The organism is Roseateles sp. FW305-36, assembly GCF_058787015.1.
This window is the reverse complement of record NZ_JBYSZK010000013.1, coordinates 57,860-72,678: the sequence shown is the minus strand read 5'-3', so window position 1 is coordinate 72,678 and position 14,819 is coordinate 57,860. Positions and strand designations below refer to the sequence as shown.

The window sequence follows — 14,819 nt, the reverse complement described above, 5'->3', positions numbered from 1 at the left end:
TGAGTGTCAGCCGCCGATGAGAACGGTGGGCAATCCGAGTGCGACGGTGCCGCCGTGGGCCGTGGCGTCACCCATGCGCGCCGCAGGTCGGCCGCCAATCAGCACCGTGGTGGAACCCATCACGATGGCATCCGGCGGGCCGACACAGGTGGCCGTGTCGCCGACCACCGCAGCCGGAAGCTTGCCGACCAGTACGTTGGGTACACCCGGACCGAGGATCGGGCCGCCGACGTGAGGCACCGGCGGCAGGCCCGGGGTGACCATGGGACAGACGTGCAGATCGGTGAGGCGGGCGGCAGGGGGCATGGAGCTTCCTTCGCGTCGTCAATTGATCATGACCAGAGCGCCCTTGACCACGGTCTGTCCCGCGGCCGAGAGCTCGGCGGTTGCGCTGCCCTTGCCGGTGAATCCGATCTGCGCCTCGCAGCTCACGTTGAGACCGGAGGCCTTCACGTCGGCCTTGGCTGCCAGGCTGATGGTGCCCACTGCATCCAGCGAGATGCCGCCCTTGGCCGTCAGGCTGATGTCCTTGGGGCTGTCCAGCGCGATGCCGGAGGCGCTCAGCTTGACGGTGTTGCCGTTCTCGTCTTCCAGCAGGATGGACTTGTCCTTGTCGCTGAGCACGACGCGGTTGCCGCCCGGCGTGGTCAACGTGATGATCTTGTCCTTCTCGTCGAACTCCAGCTTGTGCTTGCAGCGGGTCACGAGTGCCTTGGTGTCGTTGGGGGCAGCAAGGTCGTAGGGTGGCTGGCGGCTGCTGCTGTACAGACTGCCCAGCACCACCGGGTGCGAGGGGTCGCTGGCGAAATAGCCGAGCACCACCTCGTCGTCTACTTCGGGCAGCAGGAAGGTGCCGAAGCCGCTGCTGGCGTGGCCCTGCATCAATCGCGCCCAGACCCCCTCGGTCTCCGCCTGCAGCATCGGCACCTTGACCTGGATGCGGTGTTCGCCGGCGGGGTCGGCGTCCAGCTTCATGACCACGCCGACCTGCAGCCCCGTGACGGGCGGCAGCAGCGCACCGGCCGCCGGCGCCGGGACGTCGCCACGGCTGCAGAACCAGTCCGGGTCGAGCCCGAACTCCGCTTCGGTGGTCCAGGCGCCATCTTCGATGTGATGGCGCAGGCCGGTTACGAAAACGGTGCCATTGAAGCGGTTGCCCACGCCCTTGAGCTCGATCAGACCGCCCACCTGGGCCTTGGCGCTGCCCTGGAAGCTCAGCTGTCCGCGCACGCGAGCGAGCCCGGACTTGACCTGCTGGGCCTTGGCCCATTGGGTCAGCATGTCCTTTGCCTGAGGCGCACCTGCCTGCAGCCGGAAGCTCTCCAGTCCGATCACCTCGGCCAGCGTGGCGCTGTCGAGGTCGCCTTGTTCTGCCAGGTCAGCCGGGTCGGCCGCCGTGCCTTCCAGCGCCTCCTGGGCCTTGGGGTCCCACGAGACGGCCTGTGTGCTGCTGAACTGGTGGCGGGCGTCCACATCGCCATCGAAGGAGATGAGATCGACACCGTAGGTCACGGTCAGCGCCGCTTCGCCATCGGCACTGGGGGGCTTCACGGCCACGCTGCCGTCGTTGGCGATGACGAGCTGGCCATTCGCGTCGGCGCGCGCGAGCATGAAGTCCCAGTCGCTACAGAAGTGCTGGGCCAGCTCGCGGTGCGTCACTGTTGTCGCGGCGACGTCGGCCTCCAGACCGTGGGCGGCGACCAGCTTGTCGATGATGTCGCTGTCGGTCTGGTCGATGTAGTTGGCATTGCGCCGGCCCACGGTCATCTTGACCGCCTTGTCACGGCATTCGACGACCAGACGCGCATCATTGGTGCCCATGACGCGCAGGCCGTGCTTCACGACGATGCCCTCGAACAGGGTCTCCTCTTGCTGGCCATAGCCGGCCTTGACGGCCAGCAGGGCACCGGGCTTCAAGTCCTCGGCATCGCTGATCGGAAACTTGTGTTCCGGCATGTCGCCGTCGTTGAACACAAGTCGAGCGCTTGGAACGGTGTTGGCGGCGCGCCTGACGGTCACGGAGATCAAGTCGGCGCTCTGCGCCAGGCGCTGCCCGGCGACCAGCACGCTCAGCGTGACGACGCCGATCGAGTCCTGCAGCGGAGAGACTCCGGGCATGCTATTTCCCCAGCGGCGGAAACTTCAGCACCGTGCCCGGCGGGATGCTGCGGAAGTCGGTCAAGCCATTGAATCGGGCCACCCGCATGAAGACAGAGGCATCTCCATAGATGCGCTCGCAGGCCGCGCCCAGGGACTCGTTGCCGAACATCTTCACGGTGCGGGTGAGGTCGGAGGTCGTCGCGCGGCTTGTCACACGGCGCTCCTCTTCCTTGCTCATCGCGCCGACGAAGCTGAGGTCGACCTTGGCTCGCAGCGGGTCGCCGCCCGGCTTGAACAGCGTGTATTGCGCCTTCAGCGTCTCCAATCGGCCGAAGAAGATCAGCGTTCCCCAGAGCACGCGCACATAGGGCGGCTCGCTCTTCAGGTCGACGTATTCGTAGACCACCTTGTTGAGCTGCGCAAGCTGGCCCTTGACGTCCGGCGGCTGACCGGGCACCGGTGCCACGACGCCGGTGCCGTCCAGCACGATGGAGAAGGACACCCGCTCGTCGTCCATGCTGCTGAACTTGGGTTCCACGCCGGCCGAGCCCTGCGACTTGGTCTTGTCGTAGTGAATGCCGAAGGCGTGGCTGAACTCCGAGGGGTTGATCTGGGCCTGGAAGGTGGTGTCGCGGTCGAGTTGCACCGCGCCGTTGCGGGCCAGGCTGTAGCGAGTCAACAGCAGCCGGGTCAGCTCGGTGGAGCCGCCATCGGCGCCGGGGCCGCGGGTGGTGTCGTTGGCCATGTCAACGCTCACCCTGGGTGCGCAGCCGCTCGGACAGCCAGGTGCGGCACTCGGCCAGCAGCAGCTCGCGCAGTCGCTGCAGCTCGCGTGGCGCGAGGGCGGCGGGCGGCGGTGCGGGTGCAGGCGTGACCTGGGAGCGGATCAGCAGCTGCCGGACTTCAATGCTCATGACCTGGACTCACATCAATCGGCTGGAGCCGGTGTGGGCCAGCTCGATGCGTTCGATGGCCACTTCGTTGCGCGTGGCCTGGAAGGCTTCAGCCGACCACTTGACCGGGTAGGCGTTCTGTACCGCCCACACCCGCAACGGACCGCCTTCCTCGTCGAGCAGGAAGACGTGCAGCTGCTTCGGGTGGATCGGCTGCGCCAGCCCGCCCTCCAGCACCGCCTGGCACCACAGCAGCAGGCGGGACTCCATCGTCGCGATGCCGCGCGACAGCACCAGTCGCGGATGCTTGACCGCCTTGGGGAGCTGGTGCACGAAGGCGTTCTGCCCGCCTTCGACAACGGTCTCGACGTCCATGTCGAGGCCCAGGCCGCTGACCTCGCGAAATGCGCCGTCGGCATCCTTGGCGTTGGAGCCGAAGGTCACGGCGAAGTGGAAGGCCGGCGGCGGGTACACCGCAATGGCCTGCGCTGACTGGGAGGGCGGCGCAGTGGCGGTGGCCGGCGCGGGTGGCCGGCTCACCCGCGCGGTGGGGCGAGCGGCGGGCGGCAGTGTCGGGGCGGGGGGCGGCATCAGGCGTTGGCGATGGTGAGGCCTTCGTGGGCGATCACGATGGTCTCGATCGCCACCTCGTTGCCGGTGGACTTGAGGTCGGTGCCGGTGATCTTGGTCGGCCAGGCGTTTGCCAGGGTCCAGACCATCGTCGGCTTGCCTTCCTCGTCCAGCAGGCTGATGGTGATCGGCTTGCGCTTGATCGTGTTCATCTTGATCTCGGCGAACCAGTCCCAGAACTTGTTGTCGCCCTTGAAGACGCCCTTCTTCATCGTGACGTCGCTGTACTTCTTCATCCCGGGCATCTTGAGCACCGAGAACGCCGGGCTGTCGCCGTGCCGGTATTCAATGGGCTGGGCTTCCACGTCCAGTCCAGAGACTTCCTGGAAGGACATGACCGCCGAATCCCACTTCACTTCGAAGCGAAATTTGGGGAGTGGCCACACCGTGGTCGATTGCTTTGATCCATCGTCTGCCATTACCTGCCTCCACGAGGGTTAGGGTGAGGTGAAAAAAGGGAGGGAACGATCCTGGCGCGCTGCGCCTCAGGACTTCTGCATCTGCTGCTGGAAGGTGATCTCGATGAACTCGGCCGGGCGGCTGATCGCCACCAGGACGGTCACGCGCAGGATCCCTTCCAGGACGTCCTCGGATGTCATCGTCTCGTTGAGGCCGACGTGCACGCTGAATGCGTCGTCCGGCACTGCGCCGGCCAGGCCGCCGCGTTTCCAGATGCCGGTCAAGAAGCTGGAGATCATGCTCTTGATGGTCACCCAGGTGTTCGCCACGTTGGGCTCGAACACCATGGCTTTGGCGGCCAGGCGGCAGGACTCTTCGAGCATGATCATCGTGCGCCGCACGTTGATGTAGCGCCAGTCCAGGCTGTTGCCGTCCAGCGTTCGGGCGCCCCACACCAGCACGCCTTCGCCAATGAAGCTGCGGATGGCGTTGATGGACTTGCCCTGGGTCGTGACGTTGAGGTCTTCCTGATCCTCGTGCGAGATGTTGACCTCGGGCGAGATGACGCCATTGAGGCTGACGTTGGCCGGTGCCTTCCAGACGCCGCGGCTGTTATCGACCATGGTGTAGATGCCAGCCATCGCGGCTGAGGGCGGAAGCAGATTGAGGTGGTTGCGCGCCTCGGTCATCAGCGTGTTGTAGAGCGGGCTCATCGACACCAGGCTCTTGTGCAGCAGCGACTTGTGCGTCTCGATCGCCACGTCCAGTGCCGGGCGGGTCAGCGCCTTGGCCTTCTCTTCATCGCTCTTGGTGGACTGGTTCACCAGGTCGGTGACGTACTTCTCCCAGTCGGCGTCGGTCTTGGCGACGTCGGCCACGGCTTGGGCCTGCTGGGCGATGCGCGGTGGCGTGGTCGAGGGGTCCACCGTGTCCGGCAGTGCGAGCTCCTTGCGCAGCAGCGTCGCCAGCAGGTCGGGATTGGCAATGCGGGTGTAGTCGAGCTCCTTGTCCTGCACGACCGTCGTGTTGACCCACGGGTAGTACGCCGCCGCGAAATCCAGGTAGTTGACGCCCAGGTCGTTGCGGAAGTTCTCGATCGGGTCGCCGTCGGGGTCCTTGCGGTCGAGATAGCCGCCCCAGACGTCGAGGATGGCGATGCGGTTGCGCATCTTGCCGCCGCAGTGCTGAAGCATGGCCTGCTGGACGGCGACGCAATCCGCCCGCTTGAGCAGCACCGCGTCTGGGATGACGAGCATCGTCGGCTCCTGCTCCTTGATCAGCGGGACGATGCCGTCGGTGAGCTTCGCGGCGTCGACGTCCTCGTCATAGTCACCCACCGAGACGATGTAGCAGGGGCCGCCACCGTTCTGGAAGAAGTGCACCATGCCGTGATACAGCAGGAAGCGGCCGCCGGCGGCGCCCACGGCCTGGGTCAGCGCGTAGTCCTTGCCGTCGGTCCGGAAGTCGGCGCGACCGTTCTTGGGTGTCTCGGCGATGGCCAGCTTGGGATCGGGGCCATGGCCGAAGTAGGTGTGGTATTCGGCCATGGATCCGATGCGCCAGGGCTTGTTGCGCAACGATTTGCCGCCGTTCTCGGCACGGCGCGTGTAGCCGACGAACGCAGGCACCGCGGTGGCCACCTCGACGACGGAGTTGGGGAAGGCGTTTTTCTCGACGATATAGACACCGGGTGTCTTCATGACCATGGCAAGCTCCTCAGCGGGTTATCGATACACGTGGATCTCGGAGATGACCGTGGGCAGTCCCGCGATCACTTCCCGGGCGAGGAACTGGGCCGCAGGCATGGGCAGCCGGCGGATCAGCACCTTGTCAGCGCGACCGTCCGGCTCGGGGCGGCTGCGAAGTTGCAGGCGTCGGGCCGGACGCTGCCCCAACGGGACGCGGCTGTTCGAACGGATGGCCAGCATCGGCGTGCCGTCTTCCATCCGGTCGGGCGTGGGTGCGCCGAAAGCGGTCTCGCCGGAAAGGTCGACGATGGTGAGCGCTGGCTCGGGCCAGTCGCCGTGCAGGCAGTACTTCCAGACTGTGGCGCGCGGTGCCAGCAGCCAGCGCAGACGCGCTGGCGTCAGGGTCGCCCAGGTCGCCCTCAGGTGCGCGAGCGGCAGCCAGATCAGCGCGAACGGCGTGCGGAAGCGGTCGACGGCAGCCAACAGCGATGCCACCGGAGCCTCGTGCAGCGAGCGAGCCATGGCGGTCAGCGTGCCGTCGTCCGGGGGCTCCGAGGGCTGAACCCACAGCAGCTGGCCGGGTCGCGCTGCGACGTCCTCGGTTGCGCAGGCGAAGTCCCCGTCGGTGGCGAAGACGCGCCAGGCCAGGCCGGCGTCTGGAGTCTCCAGTGCATCCGGCGCGTCGGCCGGTCCGTGCAAAGAGAAACCGCTCCCGTCGCTTCGCATCGCGACATCGGCGCGGCGCAGCGCGGTCGTCGTATCGATGGTCGGTTCAAAGCGCAAGCCCTGGCTGCGGCCATCGGCGTAGTAGCCGTGGTGCACTTGCAGGTGCAGCAGTTGAAACCAGGTGTCCACGTCGTCGTCCTTCAGCCGAGCACGCCGACGCGCGGGGTGCGCACCAGGGGGAGTTGCGCGTAAGGCTGACGCGCATCGATGGTGAGCAGGCGCACCCGGTAGAGGACCGAGGGCACGTAGCGGCCACCGAGCACGCCCCAGAGGCTTGCCATCTCCTGCAGGCCGATAGGCTCGATCGACAGCGTGAGCTTGTCCAGCCGCGGGTCGAGCCCGGGCGAATTCTGCGCGTCGAGGACCGGCGTGGCCTGGAAGCAGGCGATGGTGCTGCCGATCAGCTTCAACGCCTCGGTGTAGGTCGTGCCGCCGTAGTTGGCGGCGAACATCACGAGCAGGTTCAAGTGAACCGGCGGCGCCGAGCGGGCCAGGCGTTCACCAGTGCTGACGACGTGCGTCGGCAGGCCAGGCACCTCGTCGCGCTCCAGATTCACGAGGAAGGCCGACAGGCGCTGCGCCGCCGTGGCCGCCGGGCTGCCGTCAGACTCCTGCAAACCGGTGACCGCCACGAGATCCTCTGCCGACTGGTGAGAGCGGCGGAGCACGGCGTTCAGGTGGCCGGCGATATGTTGGAGTGCGGCGTCGATCATGGCGGAGCCAGGGGAGCGGGTCGTTCGGCTTGGAGACTCGATGGGCTGGACGTTAGGGACCCGCCGCGAACGGGTCCATCAGACGAATGCCGAGATCCAGCTTCCGGTTTGCGGAGATCGGGGCGTCCCGACGGCGCGCTCGGTGGTGTCTGTCAACCTGTCAGACCTTCCTGGTCCGTGGGGGCTGACGCAACGGTGCGTGTGCCCATAAACTGGGCGCCACGGGCCCTGCAGAGGCCACGATCAGGGAGAGCCGACGATGGACAGGACCGCCGACGGATCGCGTTCACACACGGTATCGACGCCGGGTGGCGAGGGATGCGATGCCGTGGCGCTCCCGTTGGGCCGCGTGGCGTTGCCCGCCACGGCCGTGCTGGTGCCGACCAGGTTCCTGCTTGGCGATTGGCGGGTCGACGTGACCACGCGGCGCCTCGACCGCGGCGACGACAGCGTGACGCTCGAGCCGCGTCCCATGGCGGTGCTGGTGGCGCTGTGCAGGCAGCCCGGTGTGGTCATCTCGGCGGAATCACTGCTGCAGGAATGTTGGCCGGAGGCGCCCGCCCAGGGCGACAACCCGGTGCACAAGGTCGTCGCCGGCCTGCGACGCGCGCTGCAGGACAGCGCCACGAGGCCGGTGTACCTGGAGACCATACGCAAGCGGGGCTACCGGCTCATCGCTCCCGTCCGAGTGCTGGCGGGTCACGGCCCGCGCAGCCACGTCGACGGGTGGCGCGGGCAGTCGCCGTTCCGAGGCCTGGAGCCATTCGACGAGGCGCATGCCAGCGTCTTCTTCGGTCGCGACGCCGCGGTGGACGAGATGCGCTCCCGCCTGGCCCGGCAGTGGCGCCAGGGCCGGCCTCTCGTGGTGCTCCTGGGGCCGAGCGGTTCGGGCAAGACGTCGCTCGTGCAGGCAGGTCTCCTGCCGGCCCTCGCCGAGCCCTTGCCTGAAACAGGCGGGCTGGTCGATGAAGCCGGTCCATTGCGCATCTGCACGGCCGCCACGGCGGACCTGGGTGCGCTGGGTCGCACGGCCGACGGCACGGTGTTGGACACTTGGGCGGGATTGGCCGGCGCGCTGCTGGACTGGGATCTTGCCGGTGCGCCGCTGCTCTCTGGCTACAGCATCGACAGCCTCGCCGCGGCACTGCGCGAGCGAGCTGACGACGTCGTGCGGCAGTTGCAGATCGCCCTGGACGCGGCCGGAGGGCCACAAGGGCGCCGCACAGGTCCGCCGCTACTCGTGCTGGATCGGCTGGAGGCGCTGCTGCAGCAGCCTGCGCCGCACGTGGACGCCTGGCTGGCCACGCTCGACCGGCTGTTGGCGAGTGGCCGCATCCTGGTTCTGGCCATATGCCGCAACGATTTCTACGCAGCGCTGGCGCGTCATCCCATTCTGATGGAGGACAAGGAGGCCGGGTCCCATATCGACCTGCCACCTCCCGGCGCTGTCGAGATTTCGCAGATCGTCCGCTTGCCGGCCCGGGCGGCCGGCCTGAGCTTCGGCGGCGACGACAGCGGTCTGAACCGCCTGGACGACCGGCTGTGCGCCGATGCGATGCAGTCGCCTGACGCGCTTCCGCTGCTGCAGTACACGCTGCAGCAGCTCTATCTGAACCGTGAGCCGGGTGATGTGCTGAGCTGGGCGGCCTACGAAGCCCTGGGCGGGCTGGAGGGGGCGATCGGCCGGCGCGCCGAGGCCTTGCTTGACGGTCTGCCGGCTGCGCGGCAGGGCGCGCTGCCGTCGCTGCTGTCGCGACTTGTGACTCTCGCAGGCGACGAGGCCGCACCGACGAGCCGCTGGATGCCCGATGACGAGCTCGTCGATGCCGACGAGCGGGCTCTGGTCGAGACCTTCGTCGATGCACGCCTTCTCGTGGCCGATCTGGCTGCGAGCGGCAAGGGCTACCGCGTCGCGCACGAGGCTCTGCTGCGTCGCTGGCCGCGGGTTACAGCCTGGGTCGCCGGCCACCGGGCGGCCCTGGTCGCGCGCGACGGTCTGGCGCCTTGGGTGGCCCGCTGGGTCGAGGCCGGGCGCGCCGGCACCTTACTGCTCCCGCGAGGCGCCATGCTCTGGACGGTGACGCGAGCCCTGGCCGAGGCGCCGGCCCTCTTCGGTCCGCAGGAGCGCGACTTCATCAGGCGATCACAACGCCGGTTGCGCCGCCAGCGCTGGGGCCTCGGGGCTTCCACTGTCGGTGCGCTGCTGCTGGCGGGCGTCGCCGTCGTGGCGGCCGTTGGTTATGCGCATCAGGCAGATCTTGCCGCGGAGCGGGACCGCCAGAGCCGGCAGTTGACGTCCTTCATGCTGGGCGAACTGGCTGACGGCCTGAGGCCGATCGGCAAGCTCAACCTGCTCGGCAGCATCGGCGAGCAGGGTTTGAAGGTGCTGGCGTCGCCCGATCGCAAGGGAGCTGCCGATGCGGCCGCCGACACACTGCAACGCGCACGGGCGCTGGTGGTCATCGGGGAGGTCAACAGCAGCCGCGGCCAGGGCCGTACCGACATTGCCGTAGACGCACTCGAAGCCGCCCGCCGAATGCTGGAGGCCCTGGCACCCGGTGGTCAGCCCCCAGACCTGGACGCCGGCGACTATTTCCGCACCTTGGGCGCCGCCTCCTTCTGGCTCGGTCAGATCGCGTACGACGCAGGCCAGCTCGATGCCGCGACGCAAGCCATGGATCGTTACCGCGACGCCAGCGCGCGCTGGCGTCAGCTCGCACCCACGGATCCAGCCGCGATGGCGGAGCTTGGCTACGCGCTGAACAGCCTGGGCTCGATCACTTTCCGGCGCGGCCTGTGGCAGGCAGCGAAGCGATGGTTCGAGGAATCGCTGACTCTCAAACGGGAGGCGCTGTCCCGCGCGGCGACCGACGCCGAAGCCCGCGAGGGTGTCGCCAATTCGCTGACGTGGCTCGGCCTGGTGGCGCATGTGTGCGGGCGACCCATCGAGGCCCTGCGGCACTACGACGCCGCACGACAGGAGCGCGTCGCGCTGGCCGCGGGCCGAGCCGACGAGCAACTGCGCCTGCGCGACCTCGGTACGCTGGAACTGCGCCGCGCCGAGGCGATCCGCGCGGCGGGCCGACCGTCCGAGGCGGTCGCGGTGATGGCGGCCGGCGTGGAGCGACTGCGAGCCGCGGAGCGGCACGACCCCAGCAATGCCTACTGGCGGATCGACCGGCTGCATGCCGAGAGTCATCTCGTCGTGGCCCGACTCGATGCAGGCCAAGCCGTCGACCGCGAGCTGAACGAGCTGTCCGCAAACCTGAGCACCCCGGCAGACCCCGATGCGGCCCGGGAGCTGTTGCGCCGCGAAGCGCTGCTCCGCGTGGCCACCGCGACGGCGCAGCGCTCCGCTGCGCGGGGCGACTGGGTGGCGGCGAGGCGTCTGCTGGACGACAGCGCCGAGTCGATGGAGGAGCTGCTGCGCCAGCGGCCGCATTACTGGCAACTGCGCGAAGTGCAGGCGCGGCGTGCGCTGCTGACACTGGGCCGGGACGCGGACAACGCGGCGGCGGACTGTGCCCGGCTGCGTGAGGGCCTGCAGTCCACCGTCGACGGCGGCCAGGCCGGCCTCGTGCTGCAAGCCTGGCTGGCCGCGCGTGCCTGTGCTTCCGGAACTGGAGCCGAGCCGGAGGCCGCCCGCCGCCTTGTCGCCGACGGCTACGTCCCGCTGAGCCTGCCGTCGGTCGCGGCTCGCCTCCCGGTTTCTCTTTCCACCCACCCCTGAACGAGGAGTTCCCATGAACGTCACCCCGAACGACACCGGCAAGTCCGGGAACGGTGAAACCACGATCTATTTCGTGGTGCCGTTGATGCCGATGGCCCCCCAGTCCGACGGCCTTGCAACGGAGAACCTGGTGCGGTGCGCGTATTTCGACACCGCGTGGAAGCCCGTCGAGTCCAAGGACCTCGTCACGGATGCGAACAGCAACGTCATCACCTTCCTGCAGCAGGGCGAGGTGTCGGGCTCGGTGCTGAAGTATCTGCAGGACCAGTACGGCTCGGAGCCTGACACAGGCGTTTCGTTGTTCGCCGCTGTGGCCAAGACGCTGAAGTTCGACACCGACCTGCCGCAAACCTTCAGTGCCTCCGGTCACCGTGGTGCATCCTCCATCGACGTACCGGTCCAGCTGAATTCCTGTCGTGGCGTGGTGCTGATCTTCCGCAAACCCGCAAAGGGTGGAGCCCAGAAACTGATCGCGACGGCCGACCCGGAGATCCGCAACGGCAGCGGCGGCTGAAGCACAAGGGCCCTCATGGCGGCGCTGCGGCCGGCGGCCGCTGCGTCGCACGCTGCAGGCCGGCCAGGGCGTCCTCGATGGCGTCGGCGGTCACGCGCTCGGTGCCGAGGAAGGGGCGGTCCATGGCCGCCACGAAATGGAAGACCAGTCCCAGTGTGATCGCCAGGACGAGCAGCGCGCCCCGGCTGCTCGCGCTGACCGGAGGCACGGCCAGAGGCAGCAGCGTGAGCGCCGAGCCGACCAGCACCACGGCCCAGAGCGTGCCGGGCACCTTGCCCTTGGCGGCCTGTAGTCGCGCGCGGCGGTAGTTCAGCAGGTCGTTGGCCTGCTGCCAGGTCTGGGTGAGCAGCACCGTTTCCGCTGGGGTCGTCGACCTCAGGTCGCCCAGGGCGCCGAACAGGGCGTCGAAGGCGGCGAGCGTCGTCTGGCTCTGCCTTTCCTGCTGCATCTCCGGCCACTCTCGCGTGACGACGCTGCGGCCGTATGCTCTCAGGCGCTCCCTGGCCAGTCTGGCCTGTGGGTTGTCAAACAAGGTCAGCGTGCGGGCGAGCTGGGCCATGGCCGTGGCCTCCCGCTGCACGGCCTGCTCGGCCGTGCCGAACGAGTCCCAGACCGATACCGCCGAAAAGGCGAGCAGCAGCGAATTGATGGTCGCGATCACGCCGAGGGCGGCGAGCGCGACATTGCGGTCGGTGTCACTGGCCGTTTCACGCCAGCGCTGAGGGAACAGGGCCTGTACGGCGAGCGCGCCGAGGATCCAGGCGAGCACCAAGCCTGTGCCGAGCATCCAGTTGGGCAGGGAATAGGCGATCAGCGGCATGTCGTCGCTCCGTCGGTGAGGCCTTCGCGCAGGGCGTAGCGGGTCATGCCGGCGATGCCGTGCACGCCGAGCTTGCGGGTGACGTGTTCGCGGTGGGTGGCTACCGTCTTGACGCTGAGCTTGAGGCGGTCGGCGATCTGCTGGGTGCTCAGGTCCTCGGCAAACAGCTGGACGATCTCGCGTTCACGCGCGGTCAGCGCCGGGCCAGGGAGTGCCGCCTCCAGGCGCTGGCGGTCCCGGATCTCGTCGAGCAGGCCACCCATGGTTCCCGGGCTGACGTAGACGCCACCTGTGGCCACCTGCCGTACCGCGCCCAGCAGCTCTTCGCACGAGGCGTCCTTGAGCACGAACCCCGTGGCCCCGGCCTGCAGCGCCGTCACGACGCTTCGCTGGTCACCGTGCATCGACAGGCAGATCACGCGTGTGTCTCCCTGGGCACGCACGCGTCGCGTTGCCTCGATGCCGTTGAGACCCGGCATGGCAATGTCAGTCACCAGCAAGTCGGGTTGAAGCTGCCGTACGAGCTTGACGGCGGTGGCGCCGTCGGCGGCGACGCCGGCAACCTCGATGCGCGTGTCGCGGGACAGCAGGGCGCGCAAGCCTTCCCGCACCAGCTGGTGGTCGTCGGCGAGGACAAGACGAAGCGTCATGGCGTCTCCTGGAGCAGTTGATGAGCGGATTGCGTTGCGGGGGGTGGTTTCGAGCTCATGTGACAGATCGGCAGGCTGAGCGTCGCGCGCGTGCCTCCGGCGTGCAGGGAGCGCAGCGCCAGCTCGCCGCCCAGGGCTTGCAGTTGTGCACGCGCACTGCGCAGGCCGAGGCCTTGTGCGGATCCGGCGAAGCCGGAGGGCAGTCCGCGGCCGTCGTCTTCGACGTGAACCCGGAGTCGGCCGGCAAAGGTAAGTGCCTCGATGCGAACGGTGTGGGCTCCGGCGTGCTTCTGGACGTTGCGACCGAGCTCCCGCACGACTCGACAGACGATGGCGCGCGTCGACGGGGCGACCGCCGGTGCGTCCTCGGTTTCCAGCGCGGTCGTGTCGAGCCTCACTTCCAGGTCGCTGCGCATGCGGAGTTCGGCGGCGACGGATTCCAGCGCCGACGGCAGGTCGTCATGCCAGGCCGGTGGCGCCAGGGTGAAGGCCAGGCGCCGCACGGTGCTGGACAACTCGCCAAGCAGGCTTTCGAAGACGACTTGCGGCGAGTCCGCGTCACCAGACGGCGACGTCGCAGCGGCCCGGCATGCCGGGGAGGGCACAGCCTTGTGTCGCCATGCGCCGTAGGCGAGCCGCAGCTGGACGAGGGCGCCACCGATCTGGTCGTGCAGGAACTGGGCAAGGCGTTCCCGCTCCGCCAGCTCCGCGTCGGCGCACGTGCTCGCGAGGTGGCGCCGGAGCCGGCGCACGGAGTTGACTCGCCGGGCAAGTCGAAACGGCCTCTTTTTCGGCCGGTGGGGCCGATTCGTCCCGCCCGGCCACCCGATCGATCGGGCGTCGGCGGGCTGGTTGACAGACAGGGCAGGGGAGGGGGAGTCAGGATTCATGGGGTGCCCATCCGTTTGGGAATGTCGGCTGTCGGCAACATGCCAATCAGTCCGCTGGGTTCCACGCTAGGCGGCGACCTCCGCAGCGACCTTCCGGAAACCTTCCGGCGTCAGCTGTTCCCTAGACCTAGGGGGCGTTTCCAGGCGCTCGCATCGATGTGCCAGCCGCTTCCTGTCGGCCCAGCCTGGCCTGGCGCCACGAGCGGATGAGGCAAGAGCTCTCAGCTTTTTTGAAGCCCGAAGTCAGCCAAAGGCGGATGCCGGCCTTCTGCCAGCGGAACTAGAGTGGGCTTTCGGGGCATTCAACCTCCACACGAGCAAGGGGCCACCATGGTTCGCAGCAGAGAAAGCGCTCGGCCGGTTGGCGACCGGTCGCAAATTGAGCCCGCCGCCCGATCCTTGGCAGCGCCGAGCGGCCTCCACGACAGCCCGCGCATGGTGGCCCAACGGCAGCAGATCCAACATCTGTTCGGTGATGCGGCATCGGCTCATGCGGAGCAGGGTGCGTCGGGAGAGCAACTGCTCCAGGGCAAGTTTGCGGGTGTCCAAAATGGAGCGCCCGTGCAGATGTTCGGCTTCCTCGGCGCTGCATTGCTCGCTGCGGGGATCACCGTGACGGGCGCGGTCGTGCACGATCTGTATCAGCGTTACCGCCGCTATATCAAGCCGGCAGATCAAACAGCCGAACATCTGCGCGAGGGGGGCATTCACGGCGCGACAGAGAACGCCTCCGCCAATGTGGAGCAGGCCCTGGACACCTTCCATCAGGCCCACGAGCTTCGCAATGACAGGCAGGATGAAACCCGGGCGCATCTTTCGCCACTCGGATCGGTGCTGTCGAGCGGCCTGAGGGAAGGGCACAGCGATCCTGACGAGATCTTGATGAGGGCCATCCAGAGCGAGTTCCCGGGAAGAGACGATGTCAGCGAAGAGGAGCTGGAGTTCGCCATCCAGAAGGCCATCATGGGATCGACGCGCACGCGCGGTGGCATCACCAGCGCGGCGCGCACAGTAGGCGGTGTTACCGACAAGCTGGGGCTGTAGGTCCGCGTCGCGAGGGCGCAAG

General features: G+C 68.0%; 15 protein-coding genes. 3 read left to right on the top strand and 12 right to left on the bottom strand.

What is annotated here, in order from left to right:
* Positions 1–6: 6 nt before the first annotated feature.
* The 9 genes from AC3WOE_RS21880 to AC3WOE_RS21840 all read right to left on the bottom strand — a co-directional run bounded on the left by AC3WOE_RS21880 (position 7) and on the right by AC3WOE_RS21840 (position 7,149).
* Positions 7–306 (bottom strand): PAAR domain-containing protein, encoded by a 300-nt coding sequence (locus AC3WOE_RS21880; RefSeq protein WP_492693496.1) that lies wholly within the window; start codon positions 304–306, stop codon positions 7–9.
* 18 nt (positions 307–324) lie between these two features.
* Positions 325–2,118 (bottom strand): type VI secretion system tip protein VgrG, encoded by a 1,794-nt coding sequence (gene vgrG / locus AC3WOE_RS21875; RefSeq protein WP_492693494.1) that lies wholly within the window; start codon positions 2,116–2,118, stop codon positions 325–327.
* A gap of 1 nt (position 2,119) precedes the next feature.
* Positions 2,120–2,845 carry a CIS tube protein gene (locus AC3WOE_RS21870; RefSeq protein WP_492693492.1) on the bottom strand — a complete coding sequence of 242 codons (726 nt, stop codon included), beginning with the start codon at positions 2,843–2,845 and terminating at the stop codon, positions 2,120–2,122.
* Between the two features lies 1 nt (position 2,846).
* Positions 2,847–3,014 carry a DUF5908 family protein gene (locus tag AC3WOE_RS21865; protein ID WP_492693490.1) on the bottom strand — a complete coding sequence of 56 codons (168 nt, stop codon included), beginning with the start codon at positions 3,012–3,014 and terminating at the stop codon, positions 2,847–2,849.
* Positions 3,015–3,023: 9 nt separating this feature from the next.
* On the bottom strand, positions 3,024–3,584 hold the full coding sequence (locus AC3WOE_RS21860) for a phage tail protein (RefSeq protein WP_492693488.1): 561 nt from the start codon (positions 3,582–3,584) through the stop codon (positions 3,024–3,026).
* Positions 3,584–4,042, bottom strand: coding sequence for a phage tail protein (locus tag AC3WOE_RS21855; protein WP_492693486.1), 459 nt, complete (start codon positions 4,040–4,042; stop codon positions 3,584–3,586). The genes AC3WOE_RS21860 and AC3WOE_RS21855 overlap by 1 nt, the downstream gene beginning before the upstream one ends.
* 66 nt (positions 4,043–4,108) lie before the next feature.
* Complete coding sequence (locus AC3WOE_RS21850; protein WP_492693485.1) at positions 4,109–5,728, bottom strand: phage tail sheath family protein; 1,620 nt, start codon at positions 5,726–5,728, stop codon at positions 4,109–4,111.
* Positions 5,729–5,746: 18 nt separating this feature from the next.
* Positions 5,747–6,565 carry a hypothetical protein gene (locus AC3WOE_RS21845; protein WP_492693484.1) on the bottom strand — a complete coding sequence of 273 codons (819 nt, stop codon included), beginning with the start codon at positions 6,563–6,565 and terminating at the stop codon, positions 5,747–5,749.
* An 11-nt stretch (positions 6,566–6,576) separates the two neighbouring features.
* Complete coding sequence (locus tag AC3WOE_RS21840; RefSeq protein WP_492693482.1) at positions 6,577–7,149, bottom strand: Pvc16 family protein; 573 nt, start codon at positions 7,147–7,149, stop codon at positions 6,577–6,579.
* 259 nt (positions 7,150–7,408) lie between these two features.
* Here AC3WOE_RS21840 and AC3WOE_RS21835 point away from each other — a divergent pair, with 259 nt between their 5' ends.
* Together AC3WOE_RS21835 and AC3WOE_RS21830 are read left to right on the top strand one after the other, a co-directional pair.
* Complete coding sequence (locus AC3WOE_RS21835; protein WP_492693480.1) at positions 7,409–10,879, top strand: nSTAND1 domain-containing NTPase; 3,471 nt, start codon at positions 7,409–7,411, stop codon at positions 10,877–10,879.
* Between the two features lie 13 nt (positions 10,880–10,892).
* A complete protein-coding gene (locus tag AC3WOE_RS21830; protein ID WP_492693479.1) occupies positions 10,893–11,393 on the top strand; it encodes a hypothetical protein in 501 nt (166 codons plus the stop codon).
* A 13-nt stretch (positions 11,394–11,406) separates the two neighbouring features.
* Here AC3WOE_RS21830 and AC3WOE_RS21825 read toward each other — a convergent pair whose 3' ends face one another.
* From AC3WOE_RS21825 to AC3WOE_RS21815, 3 genes are read right to left on the bottom strand one after another with little or no spacing between them, the layout of a single operon-like run.
* Positions 11,407–12,213, bottom strand: a complete 807-nt coding sequence (locus tag AC3WOE_RS21825; protein WP_492693478.1) for a bestrophin-like domain — start codon at positions 12,211–12,213, stop codon at positions 11,407–11,409.
* Positions 12,204–12,863, bottom strand: coding sequence for a response regulator (locus tag AC3WOE_RS21820; RefSeq protein ID WP_492693476.1), 660 nt, complete (start codon positions 12,861–12,863; stop codon positions 12,204–12,206). The genes AC3WOE_RS21825 and AC3WOE_RS21820 overlap by 10 nt, the downstream gene beginning before the upstream one ends.
* Positions 12,860–13,753, bottom strand: coding sequence for a sensor histidine kinase (locus AC3WOE_RS21815; protein ID WP_492693474.1), 894 nt, complete (start codon positions 13,751–13,753; stop codon positions 12,860–12,862). Before AC3WOE_RS21815 ends, AC3WOE_RS21820 begins: the two co-directional genes overlap by 4 nt.
* 330 nt (positions 13,754–14,083) lie before the next feature.
* Here AC3WOE_RS21815 and AC3WOE_RS21810 point away from each other — a divergent pair, with 330 nt between their 5' ends.
* Positions 14,084–14,797, top strand: coding sequence for a hypothetical protein (locus tag AC3WOE_RS21810; RefSeq protein WP_492693473.1), 714 nt, complete (start codon positions 14,084–14,086; stop codon positions 14,795–14,797).
* Positions 14,798–14,819 lie beyond the last annotated feature (22 nt).

What these genes read in the sequence shown, in the direction of transcription:
- AC3WOE_RS21815 (WP_492693474.1), bottom strand. Translation starts at nt 13,753, where the DNA reads ATGAATCCTGACTCCCCCTCCCCTGCCCTGTCTGTCAACCAGCCCGCC.
- AC3WOE_RS21835 (WP_492693480.1), top strand. Translation starts at nt 7,409, where the DNA reads ATGGACAGGACCGCCGACGGATCGCGTTCACACACGGTATCGACGCCG.
- AC3WOE_RS21880 (WP_492693496.1), bottom strand. Translation starts at nt 306, where the DNA reads ATGCCCCCTGCCGCCCGCCTCACCGATCTGCACGTCTGTCCCATGGTC.
- AC3WOE_RS21855 (WP_492693486.1), bottom strand. Translation starts at nt 4,042, where the DNA reads ATGGCAGACGATGGATCAAAGCAATCGACCACGGTGTGGCCACTCCCC.
- AC3WOE_RS21825 (WP_492693478.1), bottom strand. Translation starts at nt 12,213, where the DNA reads ATGCCGCTGATCGCCTATTCCCTGCCCAACTGGATGCTCGGCACAGGC.
- AC3WOE_RS21820 (WP_492693476.1), bottom strand. Translation starts at nt 12,863, where the DNA reads ATGACGCTTCGTCTTGTCCTCGCCGACGACCACCAGCTGGTGCGGGAA.
- AC3WOE_RS21830 (WP_492693479.1), top strand. Translation starts at nt 10,893, where the DNA reads ATGAACGTCACCCCGAACGACACCGGCAAGTCCGGGAACGGTGAAACC.
- AC3WOE_RS21865 (WP_492693490.1), bottom strand. Translation starts at nt 3,014, where the DNA reads ATGAGCATTGAAGTCCGGCAGCTGCTGATCCGCTCCCAGGTCACGCCT.
- AC3WOE_RS21860 (WP_492693488.1), bottom strand. Translation starts at nt 3,584, where the DNA reads ATGCCGCCCCCCGCCCCGACACTGCCGCCCGCCGCTCGCCCCACCGCG.
- AC3WOE_RS21840 (WP_492693482.1), bottom strand. Translation starts at nt 7,149, where the DNA reads ATGATCGACGCCGCACTCCAACATATCGCCGGCCACCTGAACGCCGTG.
- vgrG (WP_492693494.1), bottom strand. Translation starts at nt 2,118, where the DNA reads ATGCCCGGAGTCTCTCCGCTGCAGGACTCGATCGGCGTCGTCACGCTG.
- AC3WOE_RS21870 (WP_492693492.1), bottom strand. Translation starts at nt 2,845, where the DNA reads ATGGCCAACGACACCACCCGCGGCCCCGGCGCCGATGGCGGCTCCACC.
- AC3WOE_RS21850 (WP_492693485.1), bottom strand. Translation starts at nt 5,728, where the DNA reads ATGGTCATGAAGACACCCGGTGTCTATATCGTCGAGAAAAACGCCTTC.
- AC3WOE_RS21810 (WP_492693473.1), top strand. Translation starts at nt 14,084, where the DNA reads ATGGTTCGCAGCAGAGAAAGCGCTCGGCCGGTTGGCGACCGGTCGCAA.